Here is a 15,045-nt window from a genome sequence, read left to right as displayed (position 1 = left end):
AGGCGAGTGTGGGAGATTCTCCCGACAGCGCGGCAATCACCGTTGCGGGCCTTTGGAAGATCTTCGGAACCAGGGCACAAAAGGTGCTGGACAGCGAGGACAGACATCTCGAACCCGCGGCGCTGAGGGAGAGGACGGGCTGCACGGCCGCCGTCCGGGACGTGAGCTTCGAGGTGCGCCCCGGCGAGGTCTTCGTGGTCATGGGCCTGTCGGGAAGCGGCAAGTCCACCCTCGTACGCTGCCTGACCCGGCTCATCGAGCCGAGCGCGGGCCGGATCACGATCGGCGGCGAGGACATCGTCGCCGCCACGCCCACCCGGCTCCGCGAGATCCGCCGGCACCAGGTCAGCATGGTCTTCCAGCATTTCGGCCTGCTCCCGCACCGCAAGGTGATCGACAACGTGGCATACGGGCTGGAGATCCAGGGCACGGCCAGGGCCGACAGGCACCGGCGGGCCGGGGAGATCCTCTCGCTCGTCGGCCTCGACGGGCACGCCGACGCCTACCCCGACCAGCTGTCCGGCGGCATGCAGCAGCGCGTCGGCCTGGCCAGGGCGCTGGCCGTGGACCCGCAGGTGATGCTGTTCGACGAGCCGTTCAGCGCGCTCGACCCGCTGATCAGGCGCGACATGCAGGCCGAGGTGATCCGGCTGCACCGGGAAGTCGGCAAGACGATGGTGTTCATCACGCACGACCTCTCGGAGGCGCTCAAGCTGGGCGAGCGGATCGCGATCATGCGGGCCGGCTCGATCGTGCAGCTCGGCACGGCCGAGGAGCTGGTGGGCGCGCCGGCCGACGACTACGTGGCCGACTTCGTCCGCGACGTGCCCAGGAGCCACGTGCTGAGCCTGCGCTGGATCTGCCGCGACCCCGAGCCCGGCGAGCCGCTGGACGGGCCCGAGCTACCGGTCGCCACGGTCATCAAGGACGCCATCGGCGTGGCCTCCGCCTCCTCCCGGCCGATCAGGGTCGTGGACGGCGACGAGCTGGTGGGCGTCGTGGACCGGGTGGACCTGCTCGCCTTCCTGGCGGGCCAGGACGTCGGCGCCAGGGCGGGCACATGAGCAGCACGGCCGTCACCACGCCCTCCAGGCTCGGGTTGCCGAGGTGGGCGGCCCCGGCCGGGGTGGCGGTGCTGTTCGTGGTGGCGTACCTGGTCTTCCAGGGCACCGGGACGCTGCCGCACGACAAGGAGGCGCCGCAGTTCCTGGCCGTCACCGAGCTGCGTGAGTGGATCGACGACCACCGCAACGACAACCCGCTCTTCCTGTACTTCCTCAACTACATCCGGCTCGGCGTGGGCTCGCTCTACGACCTGTTCCAGTCAACCCTGTACGCGCTCGGCTGGCCCGGCATCACCGGCGTCCTGGGGGCGCTGGCGTGGCTGGCCGGCGGCTGGCGGATCGCGCTGCTGGCGGTCGGCAGCGTGAGCGCGTTCGGCGTGCTGAGGCTGTGGGAGTCGAGCGTGGACACGCTCGCCCTGGTCGGGGTGGCGGTGCTGCTGTCGCTGGCGATCGGGATCCCGCTGGGCGTCTGGGCCGGGCTCTCCGTGCGCGTGCGGCGGGCGATCACGCCGGTGCTCGACGTCATGCAGATCATGCCGACGTTCGCGTACCTGGCACCGCTCGCGCTGTTCTTCCACATCGGCGCGCCCGCCGGCGCCATCGCGACGATGATCTACGCCATCCCGCCCGCCATCCGCATCACCGCGCTGGCCATCTCCGGGGTCTCCCCCACGGCGGTCGAGGCGTCCGCCTCCCTCGGCGCGACGGGACGCCAGACGCTGTTCAAGGTCTACCTGCCGCTGGCCAGGTCCACGATGGCGCTGGCCGTCAACCAGACGATCATGATGGCGCTGTCCATGGTCGTCATCGCGAACCTGATCGCGGCCCCCGGCCTGGGCAGCAACATCCTGCTCGGCCTGTCCCGGGCCCAGGTCGGCCTCATGCTGCCGGCCGGCATCGCCATCGTGATCATGGCCGTGATGCTCGACCGGATGATGATGGCGCTCGCCCACCGCGACCCGCACGCCAGGATCGCCCGGGCCGACCTCGTCGCGGCCGGCGCGCTGGCCGCCGCCGGGCTGGCGCTCATTCCCGTGCTGCCGAAGGTCTGGCCGGAGAATCTCACCGTCAACCTGGTGGCCGAGGTCAACGCCGCCGTGCGGTGGGCCGAGACCAACTGGTACGCGGTGACCACGTTCATCAAGGACGTGACCTCGTACGCGCTGCTCAACCCGCTGGAGTCGCTGCTCACCTCGGCCCCGTGGTGGCTGGTCGCGCTCGCCGTGCTGACGGTCGCCTGGCGGGTCAGCGGCACGCGGCCGGCGCTGATCGCGCTGGGCTGCCTGCTGGCGATCGCGCTGCTCGGCGTGTGGGAGCACACGATGCAGACGATGACCACGGTCGCCGTCGCGGTGCTGGTCACGCTGGTCATCGGCCTGTTCCTGGGGGTGGCCGCGGCCCGCTCGCCGCGCTACTCGGCCGTGCAGCGGCCGCTGCTCGACGCCGCGCAGACGATGCCCGCGTTCGTGTACCTGCTGCCGGCCCTGGCCCTGTTCGAGACCACCCGGTTCACCGCGATCTTCGCCTCGATCATCTACGCGGTGCCGCCGGTGGTCCGCCTGGTCGAGGACGGCATCAAGGCCGTGCCCGCCACGGTCGTCGAGGCGGCCACCTCGGCCGGCTCCACCCCCCGCCAGCTCCTGTGGAAGGTACAGCTGCCCATGGCCAGGCGGGCCATCCTGCTCGCGGCCAACCAGGGCATCGTGATGACGCTGGCCATGGTGGTCGTCGGTGGCCTGGTCGGGGCGGGGGCCCTCGGCTACGACGTGGTCACCGGGTTCTCCCAGAGGACCGACTTCGGCATGGGGTTCGTCGCGGGCATAGCGACCGTGCTCCTCGGAGTCATGCTCGACCGCATAACGCAGGGCGCCGACAGGCGCCCTTCCCCCCGAAAGAGGAAGTCCACATGAAGATTCGCCTGCTCGCAGGCCTGTTCGCCCTTGGGCTCGCCGCCGCAGGCTGCGGCGGAGCCACAGTCGAGACCTCCCCCAGCGCCTCCGCCCCGGCGGCCGGCGCCAGCGCCTCCGCCGGCCCCACCGGCACGGTGAAGATCGCGATCAACCCGTGGGTGGGCTACGAGGCCAGCGCGAACGTCGTCGCGTACCTGCTGAAGAACGAGCTCAACTACAACGTCGAGCTGCCCGAGATCAAGGAGCAGCTGGCCTGGGAGGGCTTCGAGACCGGCGACGTCGACGTCATCATCGAGAACTGGGGTCACCCCGACCTGAAGAAGCAGTTCATCGACGAGAAGAAGACCGCGCAGGTGGCCGGCTCGACCGGCAACAAGGGCGTCATCGGCTGGTACATCCCCAAGTGGATGGCCGACGAGCACCCCGACATCACCGACTACAAGAACCTCAACAAGTACGCCGAGCTCTTCAAGACCTCCGAGTCCGGCGGCAAGGGCCAGCTGCTCTTCGGCGACCCGTCGTACGTCAGCAACGAGGAAGCCCTGATCAAGAACCTCAAGCTGAACTACAAGGTCGTCGTCGGCGGCAGCGAGGCGGCCCTGATCAAGGGCGCCCAGCAGGCACAGGAGCAGAAGAAGCCGCTGCTGTTCTACTTCTGGGACCCGCACTGGCTGTTCAGCAAGACCGAACTGGTCCGGGTCAACCTGCCCGCCTACACCGAGGGCTGCGACGCCGACCCCAAGAAGGTCGCCTGCGACTACCCGGAGATGGACCTCGACAAGATCGTGAGCACGAAGTTCGCGCAGACCGGCGGGAAGGCGTACGAGCTGGTCAAGAACTTCAACTGGACCAACGAGGACCAGAACGCCGTCGCCGACGACATGACCAACAACGGCATGACCGGCGAGGAAGCCGCCAAGAAGTGGGTCGAGGCCAACACCGCCAAGTGGCAGGCCTGGATCCCCAAGTAACCCCTCTCGACCGCGGCCCCGCCCCTGGGGCCGCGGTCCCGGAGACCTCTCATGACCCGAACGAAGACGCTCGCCGGGCCGCTCGTCGCGGCCCTGTTACTGACGGCCTGCTCCAGCGCGGAGCCCGGTACCAGCACGCAGTCCAAGGGGACCGTCAACATCGACGTCCACGCCTGGGTGGGGTACGAGGCCCAGGCCGCCGTGCTGGCGCACCTGCTCCAGTACGAGCTGGGCTACAAGGTGAACAAGCGGCCCGTGAAAGAGGACCAGTCCTGGCGGGATTTCGAATCCGGCAAGGTCGACGTGATCGTCGAAAGCTGGGGCCACAACGACTGGAAGAAGACCTACATCGAGGAGAAGGGGGTCGCCCTCTCGGCGGGCCTCACGGGGAACAAGGGCGTCATCGGGTGGTACGTGCCCGAGTGGATGGCCAAAAAGTACCCCGACATTACGGACTACCGAAACCTCAATAAGTACGCCCACCTATTCCGGACCGAAAAAACCGGAAATGCCGGACAGGTTCTGGACGGAGATCCGACCTTCGTCACGAATGACGAGGCACTCGTCAAGAACCTCAGGCTCAATTACAAGGTCGTCTACTCGGGCAGCGAGGACGCGTTGATCAAGGCCGCCCAGGCCGCGACGAAGAATCGGACACCGCTGCTCATGTATTTCTACGAGCCGCAATGGCTGTTCACCAAGACCAAACTCGTCAAGATCGCGCTGCCGCCCTACGCCGTCGGCTGCGACGACAACCCGGCGAGGGTGGCCTGTGACTACCCGCCGTACCTGCTGGACAAGATCGTCAGCAAGCGGTTCGCCCAGACCGGCGGGCGGGCGTACGAGCTGGTGCGCAACTTCAACTGGACCAACGACGACCAGAACGCCGTGGCCAGTGACATGATCAACGAGAAGATGAGCGCCGAGCAGGCCGCCAAGCGGTGGGTGGAAGAGAACAAGATCGTGTGGAAGGACTGGATTCCCCGTTGAGGTTCGACTTCGTCATCGTGGGCGGCGGCTCGGCCGGCTGCGCCCTGGCCAACCGGCTCAGCGCCGACCCCTCGACCTCGGTGCTGGTGCTGGAGGCGGGCCGCCCCGACTACCTGTGGGACGTGTTCATCCACATGCCGGCCGCGCTGATGTTCCCGATCGGCAGCCGCTTCTACGACTGGAAGTACGAGTCCGAGCCCGAGCCGCACATGAACGGGCGGCGCATCTACCACGCCCGCGGCAAGGTGCTGGGCGGCTCCAGCAGCATCAACGGCATGATCTTCCAGCGCGGCAACCCGCTCGACTACGAGCGCTGGGCCGCCGATCCCGGCATGAAGCACTGGGACTACGCGCACTGCCTGCCCTACTTCAAGCGGATGGAGAACTGCCTGGCCGACCCCGGGACGACCTTCCGGGGCGGCGACGGCCCGCTGAAGCTGGAGCGCGGCCCCGCCCGCGGACCGCTGTTCGAGGCGTTCTTCGAGGCGGTCCAGCAGGCGGGCCACCCGCTGACCGACGACGTGAACGGCTACCGCCAGGAGGGCTTCGCCGCCTTCGACCGCAACGTCCACCGCGGCCGCCGGCTCAGCGCCGCCCGCGCGTACCTGCACCCCGTACGCCACCGGCCCAACCTGAAGGTCCGGACCCGGGCCCTGGTCGAGAAGGTGCTCTTCGAGGGCACCCGCGCGGTCGGCGTCATGTGCGGCGGCGAGCGCATCGAGGCCGCGGAGGTCATCCTCTGCGGCGGCGCCATCAACACCCCGCAGCTCCTGCAGCTCTCGGGCGTGGGCCCGAGAGCCGTGCTGGAGCCCCTGGGCGTCGAGGTGGTCCACGACCTGCCCGGCGTGGGCGAGAACCTCCAGGACCACCTGGAGGTCTACGTGCAGCACGCCTGCCGGCAGCCGGTCTCCCAGCAGCCCTCACTGGCCCTGTGGCGCCGCCCCTTCATCGGCGCCGACTGGCTCTTCCGCAGGCGCGGCCCGGGGGCCACGAACCACTTCGAGGCGGGCGGCTTCATCCGCTCGAACGACGAGGTGGCGTACCCGAACCTGATGTTCCACTTCCTGCCGATCGCGGTCCGCTACGATGGCTCGGCCCCGGCGGGCGGCCACGGCTACCAGGTGCACATCGGTCCGATGTATTCCGACGCCCGCGGCTCGGTCCGCATCACCTCCACGGACCCGCGCCACAAGCCCGCCCTGCGCTTCAACTACCTGTCCACGGAGCAGGACCGCCGGGAGTGGGTGGAGGCGATCAGGCACGCCCGTGCCATCCTGGCCCAGCCCGCGTGGGCGGACCTGGACGGGGGCGAGCTCTCCCCCGGCCCGGAGGTCCGTACGGACGAGGAGATCCTCGCCTGGGTCGCCAAGGACGGCGAGACGGCCCTGCACCCGTCGTGCACCTGCCGGATGGGCACCGACGAGCTGTCGGTCGTGGACCCCGACACGATGCGCGTGCACGGCCTGGACGGGCTGCGCGTCGTGGACGCCTCGGTCATGCCGTACGTCACGAACGGCAACATCTACGCCCCGGTCATGATGCTCGCCGAGAAGTCCGCCGACCTCATCCTCGGCAACACCCCGCTCGCCCCGGAACCCGTGGAGTTCCACCGGCACAGGTGACTCCCACGGCGACCGCTCAGCGGTCGAGGCGCTGGTAGAGGCGGACCGACAGGGTGAAGAAGACGACCGTGATCGCCACCGGCCACAGCACGGCCATCAGCACCGCGTGCTGGGCCACCCACGACTCCCCGCCCCACCCCGGGTTCCCGAACAGCTCCCTGGTGGCCGCCACCGTCGACGACAGCGGGTTCCACTCCGAGACCGCGCCCAGCCAGCCCGGCATGGTGGCGGGCGCGACGAACGCGTTCGACAGGAACCCGATCGGGAACTCCAGCGTCTGCACCGCCACCACCCCGCCCGGGTCCTTGGTGAGCAGACCCAGGTAGATGCCCATCCACAGCAGGGAGAAGCGCAGGAGCAGCAGCAGGCCCACGGCGGCGAGCGCGCCGGTGAGGGTGGCCGGGCGCCAGCCGACGGCCAGGCCACAGGCCAGGAGGCCGGCCAGGATCAGCACCGAGTTGAGCAGGTCCGCGATGGCCCGGCCGATGAGGACGCCGGACGGCGCCATGGGCATGGAGCGGAAGCGGTCGGTGACGCCCTTGGAGGCGTCGGTGGTGACGGCGATCATGGTGGCGCTCAGGCCGAAGAGCATCGTCATGCCGTACATGCCGGGCATGAGGAAGGCGAAGTAGTCCGCCCCGGCCGGCACCTTCACCGCGCCGCCGAACAGGTAGCCGAAGGCCAGGGTGATGACGACGGGGAAGACCACGCCGAACACCACGGTCATGGGCTGGTTGGCCCAGTGGATCAGGTCCCGACGGGCGACCGTCCAGCCGTCGGCCAGGGCCCATCGAAGCGATACGGCGGTCATTCGGCGCCTCCTCCGGCGTTGGTGAGGTTGAGGAAGACCTCGTCGAGGGTCGGGCGGCGTACCGTGACGTCCTCGGCCTCGATCCCGGCCGCCGCAAGGGCCGCGAGCACCTCCGTGAGCGCCTGCACCCGCTCGCTCACCGGCGCGCTCACATGCCTGGTGTCCGGGTCGACCTCCGCCGGGCTCGCCGCCACGCTCGCGACGATGCCGGCCGCCTCCGCAACCCGCTCCGGGTCGTGGATGACCACGTCGAGCCGGTCGCCGCCGAGCTTGGACTTGAGCTCGTCGGGCGTGCCCTCGGCCACCACCAGGCCCGCGTCGATCACCGAGATCCGGTCCGCGAGCTGGTCGGCCTCCTCCAGGTATTGGGTGGTCAGCAGCACCGTGGTGCCGCGGGACACCAGGTCGCGCACGGCGCGCCAGATCTCCGCCCGGCTGCGCGGGTCGAGCCCCGTCGTCGGCTCGTCCAGGAACAGCACCGGCGGGGCCAGGATCATGCTCGCCGCCAGGTCGAGCCTGCGGCGCATGCCGCCGGAATACTCCTTGGCCGGCCCCGCGTGCTCCAGGCCGAACTGCTCCAGCAGCTCGACCGCCCTGGCCCGGGCCGCGGCGGCGCCCAGGTGGTAGAGGCGGCCGAAGAGCTCCAGGTTCTGCCGGCCGGTCAGCAGCTCGTCCACCGCGGTGTGCTGGCCGACCAGGCCGATGCTGCGGCGCACCTGGCGGGGCTGGGTGGCGACGTCGAAGCCGGCCACCTCGGCACGCCCTCCCGAGGGGCGCAGGAGCGTGGTCAGGATGCGGACGGCCGTGGTCTTGCCCGCGCCGTTGGGGCCGAGCAGCCCGTGCACCGTGCCCTGCCCCACGTCGAGATCGACGCCGTCCAGCGCCGCCTTCTCCCCGTACGTCTTGCGCAGGCCCTGCGCCATCACCGCTGACATGCCGCCTCCTAGAAATCGTACGGCGTACCGTACAGCACACGGTCTACCCCGGCAACCGTACGGTGTACCGTACGAATGTGACCGTCGAGTACTCGGGAAAGGGCGACCCCGCGCGAAGCCTGGCGCTGCTCTGGCGCACCAGCGAGCGGGCCAGCCGCAAGGGCAAGCCGGAGCTGAGCGTCGACCGCATCGTGCGCGCCGCCATCGAGGTGGCCGACGCCGAGGGGTTGCAGGCGTTGTCCATGCGCCGGGTGGCCGAGCGGCTGGGCGTGGGGACGATGTCGCTCTACACGTACGTGCCGGGCAAGCCGGAGCTGTTCGACGTCATGCTCGACACCGTCTACGGCGAGACCGCCAGGCCGGAGGACGTGCCCGGCGGCTGGCGGGGCCGGCTGGAGCAGATCGCCAGGGAGAACTGGGCGCTCTACCTGCGCCACCCGTGGCTGCTGCGGGTGGCGGCGAGCCGCCCGGTGCTCGGGCCGAACGTCACCGCCAAATACGACTACGAGCTGCGCGCGGTCGACGGCATCGGCCTGTCGGACCTGGAGATGGACTCGGTGATCACGCTGATCACCGGCTTCGTGCACGGCGCGGCCAGGGGGGCCGTGGAGGCCGCGCAGGCGGAGAGCCTGACCGGGCTGACCGACGAGCAGTGGTGGGCCGCGCACGTGCCCTTCCTCAGCCGGATCGCCGACACCAGCCACTACCCCACGGCCGCCCGGGTCGGGGAGGCGGCGGGCGAGGCGCTCAACGCGGCCTACAACCCGGAGCACGCCTTCGAGTTCGGGCTGGAGCGCGTGCTCGACGGCATCGAGGCCCTGGTGAACCGGCGCGCCGCCCCACCGGCCTGACCGCGCCCCCTCAGCCGCCGATCACCCCGACCGACCACACCCCTGCAGACCCCGATCAGCCTGACCGCACCCCTTCAGACTCCGCGTCAGCCTGACCGCACCCCTTCGGACCCCGCGTCAGCCTGACCGCACCCCTTCGGACCCCGCGCCGGCCGGGAAGCCCGCAGATCCCGCGTCAGCCGGAGAGCGCCTGCTCGTAGGCGCGCAGCGTGTCCACGAACAGGCGCCGCTGCTCCGGCGTGAGCGGCTCCAGGGCCCGCCGCCACGCCTTGGCGCCGTAGCCCAGCCACTCGTCGATGGCCGCCTGATGCAGCGCGGCGATGCTGACGATCGTGCGCCGCCGGTCCGCGTCGTCCTCGCGCCGCTCCAGCACGCCCTTCCTGCTCAGCTCCCCCACCATCAGGCTCACCGTCGCGGGCGCCACCTCCAGCCGCGCCGCCAGCTCGTTCACCGTCATCGGGCCGTCGAACAGCAGGTACGCCAGCAGCGACAGATGCCGGGGCGCCAGCGACAGCGCCTGCACCGCCTCCGGCACCTTCAGCCGCTTGGCGCGCCCCACCATGCGCGGCATCAGCAGCAGCAACGTCCTGATCCCGTCGTCCACGCTCAAGCCGTCAGTTGACATCCCGACCACCTTGCTGTCTAAATTAGCTTTGCTTGCAAAGCAAATATGAACCTGGCCTCCCCAAAGGATAGTGAGATGACGGATTTCAACCAGCAGGTCATCGCGGAGTTCCGGGCGAACGCCGGCAAGGTGGGCGGCATGTTCGAGGGCGCCCCGCTGGTGCTGCTGACCACGGTGGGCGCCAGATCGGGCCGGCGGCGGACGAACCCGGCCGTCTACCTGCGCGACGGCGAGCGCGTCCTGGTGTTCGCCTCCAACGCGGGCGGCGACGCGCATCCGGCCTGGTATCACAACGTGGTGGCGCACCCGAGGGTCACGGTCGAGCTCGGCGAGGAGACGTTCACGGCCCGGGCGGTGCCGCTCGAAGGTGCGGAGCGCGACCGCGTGTACGCCCGCCAGGCGGCCCTCGACCCGGCCTTCGCCGCGTACCAGGCACAGACCGACCGGGTCATCCCGGTCATCGCCCTCCATCCCGAGCGCGAGCGGCTGCAGGCGTTCGGGGACGAGCTGGTCAGGATCCACGACCACCTCAGGGGCGAGCTGGCCGGGCTGCGGGCCGGCGAGGCGCCCGCCGCCGATCTGCGGGCGCACTGCCTGGCCTTCTGCGACGCGCTGACCTTCCACCACACGGGCGAGGAGCGCGTGGCCTTCCCGCACCTGGAAAAGCTGTTCCCAGAGCTGAAGCAGCCCCTCGACCGGCTGCGCGACGAGCACGCCGTGATCGCCGGACTGATCGAGGAACTGCGCGGGGCCACCGACCCGGCGACGCTCGACCGCATCGCCGGTGAGATGGAGGCCCACTTCGCCTATGAGGAGGAGCAGCTGGTCCCGGTGCTCAACTCCCTGGAGGAGGCGCCCTGGGCGAGCTAGCGGACGGGTGCCGCCCGCAGGCGTACGACGTGCTCGACCAGCGAGATCAGCGTCGCCTTGACCGACTCGCGGTTGCGGGCGTCGGTGCGCACGATCGGCACGTGCGGCGACAGCGCGAGCGCCTCCCTGACCTCGTTGTCGGAGTGCGGGAACTGCCCGTCCCAGCCGTTGACCCCGATCACGAACGGCAGCTTGGCCTCTTCGAAGTAGTCGATGGCCGGAAAGCTGTCGGCGAGCCGGCGCGTGTCGAGCAGCACCACGGCGCCGATCGCACCCCGCACCAGGTCGTCCCACATGAACCAGAACCGGTGCTGACCGGGCGTGCCGAACAGGTAGAGGATCAGGTCACGGTCGAGCGACAGGCGGCCGAAGTCCATCGCCACGGTCGTGGTCTGCTTGTTCGGCGTCATGCCGAGGTCGTCGATGCCCGCGGACGCGTCGGTCATCACCGCTTCCGTGGTGAGCGGGAGGATCTCCGACACCGCCCCCACGAACGTCGTCTTCCCGACGCCGAAGCCCCCGGCCACGACGATCTTCGTCGATGTGAGGCCAGGGCTAGAGCCTGCGTAGTCCACTGAGCACCCTTTCGAGCATGTTGAGGTCTGGCTGTCCCTGGCTGAGGCGTGGCTGGTGCAGGCGGACAAGCCCTTCGTCGGACATGTCCGCCACGAGCACTCTCGCCACGCCCAGCGGGACGCGGAGCAGGGCCGAGATCTCGGCGACCGACCGGAACGACCTGCAGAGCTGCATGATGGCCTCCTGCTCGGGGGTGAGCATGGCCATCTCGTCGTCCGGGATCGACATCGACGAGATCAACGTCTCCATCGCGAGGTGATAGCGCGGCTCGGATCGGCCGCCCGTCACCGCGTAAGGACGGAACAGGGGCTCTTCGTCCCCGATTCCGTCAGCGCCGTACACGGCCCTCTCCCATCAGTTCCATCACATCACCGGGTCCTGGCGGCCTGCAGCTCCGCGCGCAAGGCCGGCGTGAGCGCCTGTCCCGCTCTGTCTACCAGCAACGTCATCTGGTACGCCACGAGGCCCATGTCACAATCCGGACCCGCCAGCACCGTCAGCACCGAGCCGTCGCTGATGGCCATGACCAGCAGCAGCCCGCGCTGCATTTCGACGACGGTCTGCGTCACCGCACCGCCCTCGAACACCCTGGACGCACCCACGGTCAGGCTCAGCAGGCCCGCGGAGACCGCGGCGAGCTGGTCGGCCCGGTCCGGAGGGAAGCCCTCCGAGGCGGCCAGGCAGAGCCCGTCCGCCGAGACGACGACGGCATGCGCGACTCCGGGCGTGTTGCGTACGAAGTCGGTGATCAGCCAGTCGAACCTGTGCGCCTCATGGCTAAGGGTTGTCACGCATCCTCCCCGGCGGGACGCTTACTCACTCTGTTCCTCCTGTCCACGTACTTCTTGGCGGCCCCGTCGCACACCCTGCTGATAGCTGGCCAGCCGGCTACGCACCCGGTCTGCTGAGACCGGGGGAGCCGGAGGAGCCGGCCGCTGCGGCTGTTGCTGCTGCGCGGGCTGGCTCGCCGTGCCAGGCACCAGGTTGGCCTTGGGGGTCCGCTTGGGCAGCCCGGCGGCAGTGATGCCGCCGAGACTGGGATCGCTCGCTGCGGCCGCCGCCCGCCATCCGGCGTCTGCGGCCGTTCGCCACGCTTCCTCCCCAGAGGGTACGGCTTTCGGGGGCGTGGGCTCGCCCGCGACCGCGGGCGGCGGCGACTGCTCTTCCGGCGGCCGGCGGAACCAGGCCGACTCCACCGACGCGAAGATCGGGAGGTACTCCTCCTGCTCCTGCTCCATCGGCGACATGTCCACCGAGGGAGCGGGGTCCGGCGTGCGCACGTCGTTCGTGGGGTACGACGGCGGCGGTGGCGGCGTCTGGAACGCGCCATTACCGGATGGGTAGGAGCCCGGGCTGGGGTACGAAGGGTAGACGCCGGAGTCGAACGACGGCGACTGCCTGCGGTGGGAGCCACCGTCGGTGTCGGCGGTGAAGCCGTTCACCTCCGGCCTGCCCGGGTCGGAGTTGAACGCCCCGAACGCCGGCCTGTGCGTCCCCGGCGTGCTGTCGAACGTCCCCGGAGCGGGCCGCGCGGGCCCGCTGTCGAACGTCCCCGGTCCCTGCCGCGCGGGCCCGCCGTCGAACATCCCGGGCGCGGGCCGGGCCTGGCCGTTGCCGTCGAAGGGGTCCTGGGAGTGCTGCCTGGCCGGCCCGGGCTCGTGGGAGTCGAAGCTGCCGAACGACCTGAACGAGCCGTTCTGCGCCCCGTTCTGCAGGGGCGCGCCAGCCTGGCTGGGCACGGTGCCGCCGCCGAACGCTGGACGCTGCGGCAGCGGCTGCTGCTGGCCGTCGGCGATCAGCGCGGGCGGGAGCAGCACCATGGCGATCAGGCCGCTGCCCTCGCCCTTCCTGAGCTGCACCCGGATGCCGTGACGCAGAGCCAGGCGGCCGACCACGAACAGGCCCATGCGCCGGGAGACCGACACGTCCACGACGGGCGGCTCGGCCAGGCGGCGGTTGGCCTCGGCGAGCTCGTCCTCGGTCATGCTGATGCCCGTGTCGCTCACCGACAGCAGCGCGCCGCCGCCCTCGATGAGGCTGCTGGTGACCGTGACCTGGGAGTGGCTCGGGGAGAACTGGATGGCGTTCTCGACCAGCTCGGCGACCAGGTGGACCAGGTCGTTGGCGCAGCTGCCGAGCACCGAGGTGGCCCGGTGGACCCGGACCTGGACGCGCTCGTAGCCCTCGACCTCCGACAGCGCGGCGCGTACGACGTCGACCAGCTTGGCCGGCTGGCTGCGCCGGCGGGTGGCCTCGTGACCGGCCAGGACCAGCAGGTTCTCGGAGTTGCGGCGCATGCGGGTGGCCAGGTGGTCGAGCTTGAACAGGTCGGACAGCCGGCCGCCGTCCTGCTCGCCCTTCTCCAGGCCGTCGATCAGCGAGATCTGCCGCTCGACCAGCGTCTGCGTGCGGCGCGAGAGGTTGACGAACATCGAGCTGATGTTGCTGCGGAGCTCGGCCTCCTCGCCCGCCAGGCGCACGGCCTGCCGGTGCACCTGGTCGAAGGCCCTGGCCACCTCGCCGATCTCGTCCTGGCCCTCGACCTCGATCGGCTGCACGTCGCGCACGGACGTGTCGCCGCTGATGCGGAGCTGGCGCACGACGTCCGGCAGCCGGAAGCCGGCGATCTCCAGGGCCTCGGTGCGCAGCCGGCGCAGCGGGCTCACCATGGAGCGGGCGATGGCCACCGTGAGAAGCAGGACGATCAGCAGCAGCGCCAGGATCAGGGCGCCCGCGATGATCGCGTTGCGGATCTCGGACTCGCGCAGCTCCTGGCTGCGCAGGTTCACCTTGCCCGCCAGCTCCTTCTCGATGCCGTGCAGCACGTCGACGGCGACGGTGTTCTCCTTGAACCACCTCTCGCGCTCGGCCCTGGCGGAGATCAGGTTGTCGTTGAGCACCGCGCCGGGCGCCCGGCCGCTGGCCAGCGTGACCGCGCGGGACTTGGTGAGCTGGACGTTGACGTACTCGGGGTTGGACGTGAGGGCCTTGGACAGCTCCAGGCCGACCTCGACGCCGGCCTCGACGCCCACGGTGGAGATGTCGCTCTGCTGGCGGGCGTTGGAGGCGATGAACTGCTCGACCGCCTTCGCGTCCACCCGATCGCCGTCGTAGGAGGCCTGCAGGAGCTGCACGCGCTGCCGGGAGATCTCCTCCTTGGCCGACACCAGCGCGCTCAGCGCGCGGAACTGGCCGACGATCTGCGAGTCGTCGGACATCAGGGCCAGCTCGTCGTGCAGCTTGATCAGGGTGTCGGTGAGGAAGTCGTAGCGGATGGTGTTGGCCTGGCCCTCGCTCCTGATCTTGGACAGGCGGCCCAGGTCGTACTTCGCCTGGGCGGCGGCCTTGATCACGCGCGGGCCGTAGGCGTCGTCCATCGTGTCGAGGTCGGAGCGTACGGCCTTGACCAGCGTGTCCACGGCCGCCTTGCGCTGCGCGAAAGGCGCGGCGAGCGACTTGCGCATCGCCCGGTTGGCGCCGATCCAGCCGCCCGTGTCACGCTCCAGACCGATCGCCTGGACGAGGTCGCGGATGCGGCCGGCCTGCTCCGCCGAGGTGGCCGTGAGGTCGTAGACGCCGATGCTCTGGACCGAACCCACCACGCGCGCTCCCCCGAGCACCACGGCAGCGATGGTGGGCACCAGGATGAGGGCGGTGAGCCGCCACCTCACGCGCCAATTTCGCAGGCCGAGCCGCGGCAATGACCGCTTCTCGCGATCCCGCTCCGCGGCCGGGCCGCTGCTGGACTTCCCCGTAGTCACCGCTTCCGCTACCCCTCAATCGTCCCGTCAGCAACGGGTCTTCAAGCCGTCCACAAGGT

At 70.2% G+C, this 15,045-nt stretch carries 14 protein-coding genes; 7 read left to right on the top strand and 7 right to left on the bottom strand.

The features are described 5' to 3' along the window. The first annotated feature begins 35 nt into the window (after positions 1-35). From ACBJ59_RS38065 to betA, 5 genes are read left to right on the top strand one after another with little or no spacing between them, the layout of a single operon-like run. The gene (locus ACBJ59_RS38065; RefSeq protein ID WP_375115125.1) at positions 36-1,064 is read left to right on the top strand and encodes a glycine betaine/L-proline ABC transporter ATP-binding protein; all 1,029 of its coding nucleotides are present in this window, start codon (positions 36-38) and stop codon (positions 1,062-1,064) included. Beyond that, positions 1,061-2,974 (top strand): ABC transporter permease, encoded by a 1,914-nt coding sequence (locus tag ACBJ59_RS38060; protein WP_375115009.1) that lies wholly within the window; start codon positions 1,061-1,063, stop codon positions 2,972-2,974. Before ACBJ59_RS38065 ends, ACBJ59_RS38060 begins: the two co-directional genes overlap by 4 nt. Next, the gene (locus ACBJ59_RS38055) at positions 2,971-3,945 is read left to right on the top strand and encodes an ABC transporter substrate-binding protein (RefSeq protein ID WP_375115008.1); all 975 of its coding nucleotides are present in this window, start codon (positions 2,971-2,973) and stop codon (positions 3,943-3,945) included. The genes ACBJ59_RS38060 and ACBJ59_RS38055 overlap by 4 nt, the downstream gene beginning before the upstream one ends. A gap of 51 nt (positions 3,946-3,996) precedes the next feature. Then, positions 3,997-4,935, top strand: a complete 939-nt coding sequence (locus ACBJ59_RS38050; RefSeq protein ID WP_364114641.1) for an ABC transporter substrate-binding protein — start codon at positions 3,997-3,999, stop codon at positions 4,933-4,935. Beyond that, positions 4,932-6,557 (top strand): choline dehydrogenase, encoded by a 1,626-nt coding sequence (betA, locus tag ACBJ59_RS38045; protein WP_375115007.1) that lies wholly within the window; start codon positions 4,932-4,934, stop codon positions 6,555-6,557. The genes ACBJ59_RS38050 and betA overlap by 4 nt, the downstream gene beginning before the upstream one ends. A 16-nt stretch (positions 6,558-6,573) precedes the next feature. Here the strand turns inward: betA and ACBJ59_RS38040 are convergent, their stop codons facing one another. Together ACBJ59_RS38040 and ACBJ59_RS38035 are read right to left on the bottom strand one after the other, a co-directional pair. Then, a complete protein-coding gene (locus ACBJ59_RS38040) occupies positions 6,574-7,368 on the bottom strand; it encodes an ABC transporter permease (RefSeq protein WP_375115006.1) in 795 nt (264 codons plus the stop codon). Continuing rightward, positions 7,365-8,303 carry an ATP-binding cassette domain-containing protein gene (locus tag ACBJ59_RS38035; protein WP_375115005.1) on the bottom strand — a complete coding sequence of 313 codons (939 nt, stop codon included), beginning with the start codon at positions 8,301-8,303 and terminating at the stop codon, positions 7,365-7,367. Before ACBJ59_RS38035 ends, ACBJ59_RS38040 begins: the two co-directional genes overlap by 4 nt. Before the next feature lie 77 nt (positions 8,304-8,380). Between ACBJ59_RS38035 and ACBJ59_RS38030 the strand changes: the two genes are divergently transcribed. After that, on the top strand, positions 8,381-9,154 hold the full coding sequence (locus tag ACBJ59_RS38030) for a TetR/AcrR family transcriptional regulator (RefSeq protein WP_375115004.1): 774 nt from the start codon (positions 8,381-8,383) through the stop codon (positions 9,152-9,154). A 175-nt stretch (positions 9,155-9,329) separates the two neighbouring features. On the opposite strand, the gene ACBJ59_RS38025 is transcribed toward ACBJ59_RS38030, so the two are convergent. Beyond that, positions 9,330-9,779 (bottom strand): MarR family winged helix-turn-helix transcriptional regulator, encoded by a 450-nt coding sequence (locus ACBJ59_RS38025; protein ID WP_375115003.1) that lies wholly within the window; start codon positions 9,777-9,779, stop codon positions 9,330-9,332. A 75-nt stretch (positions 9,780-9,854) separates the two neighbouring features. Here ACBJ59_RS38025 and ACBJ59_RS38020 point away from each other — a divergent pair, with 75 nt between their 5' ends. Next, positions 9,855-10,649 (top strand): nitroreductase/quinone reductase family protein, encoded by a 795-nt coding sequence (locus ACBJ59_RS38020; RefSeq protein ID WP_375115002.1) that lies wholly within the window; start codon positions 9,855-9,857, stop codon positions 10,647-10,649. On the opposite strand, the gene ACBJ59_RS38015 is transcribed toward ACBJ59_RS38020, so the two are convergent. Genes ACBJ59_RS38015 through ACBJ59_RS38000 form a run of 4 tightly spaced genes read right to left on the bottom strand, consistent with a single transcriptional unit; the run spans position 10,646 to position 14,896 of the window. Further along, positions 10,646-11,176: an ATP/GTP-binding protein gene (locus ACBJ59_RS38015; RefSeq protein WP_364114629.1), complete on the bottom strand. Its 531-nt coding sequence runs from the start codon at positions 11,174-11,176 to the stop codon at positions 10,646-10,648. The two genes, ACBJ59_RS38020 and ACBJ59_RS38015, sit on opposite strands and share 4 nt — an antisense overlap. Positions 11,177-11,204: 28 nt before the next feature. Next, positions 11,205-11,567, bottom strand: coding sequence for a DUF742 domain-containing protein (locus ACBJ59_RS38010; RefSeq protein ID WP_364114627.1), 363 nt, complete (start codon positions 11,565-11,567; stop codon positions 11,205-11,207). A gap of 26 nt (positions 11,568-11,593) precedes the next feature. Beyond that, the gene (locus ACBJ59_RS38005; RefSeq protein ID WP_043616017.1) at positions 11,594-12,016 is read right to left on the bottom strand and encodes a roadblock/LC7 domain-containing protein; all 423 of its coding nucleotides are present in this window, start codon (positions 12,014-12,016) and stop codon (positions 11,594-11,596) included. A gap of 21 nt (positions 12,017-12,037) precedes the next feature. After that, the gene (locus ACBJ59_RS38000; RefSeq protein ID WP_375115001.1) at positions 12,038-14,896 is read right to left on the bottom strand and encodes a nitrate- and nitrite sensing domain-containing protein; all 2,859 of its coding nucleotides are present in this window, start codon (positions 14,894-14,896) and stop codon (positions 12,038-12,040) included. Positions 14,897-15,045: the final 149 nt, after the last annotated feature.

It is taken from the genome of Nonomuraea sp. MTCD27, assembly GCF_041950495.1.
In the GTDB taxonomy this organism is placed as follows: Bacteria; Actinomycetota; Actinomycetes; order Streptosporangiales; family Streptosporangiaceae; genus Nonomuraea.
Note: the sequence above shows the minus strand (reverse complement) of the source record. Positions and strands in the feature narration are given on the sequence as shown.

Coding starts and splice junctions, on each gene's coding strand:
- ACBJ59_RS38060 (WP_375115009.1), top strand. CDS start 1,061: ATGAGCAGCACGGCCGTCACCACGCCCTCCAGGCTCGGGTTGCCGAGG.
- ACBJ59_RS38055 (WP_375115008.1), top strand. CDS start 2,971: ATGAAGATTCGCCTGCTCGCAGGCCTGTTCGCCCTTGGGCTCGCCGCC.
- ACBJ59_RS38040 (WP_375115006.1), bottom strand. CDS start 7,368: ATGACCGCCGTATCGCTTCGATGGGCCCTGGCCGACGGCTGGACGGTC.
- ACBJ59_RS38050 (WP_364114641.1), top strand. CDS start 3,997: ATGACCCGAACGAAGACGCTCGCCGGGCCGCTCGTCGCGGCCCTGTTA.
- ACBJ59_RS38025 (WP_375115003.1), bottom strand. CDS start 9,779: ATGTCAACTGACGGCTTGAGCGTGGACGACGGGATCAGGACGTTGCTG.
- ACBJ59_RS38035 (WP_375115005.1), bottom strand. CDS start 8,303: ATGTCAGCGGTGATGGCGCAGGGCCTGCGCAAGACGTACGGGGAGAAG.
- ACBJ59_RS38020 (WP_375115002.1), top strand. CDS start 9,855: ATGACGGATTTCAACCAGCAGGTCATCGCGGAGTTCCGGGCGAACGCC.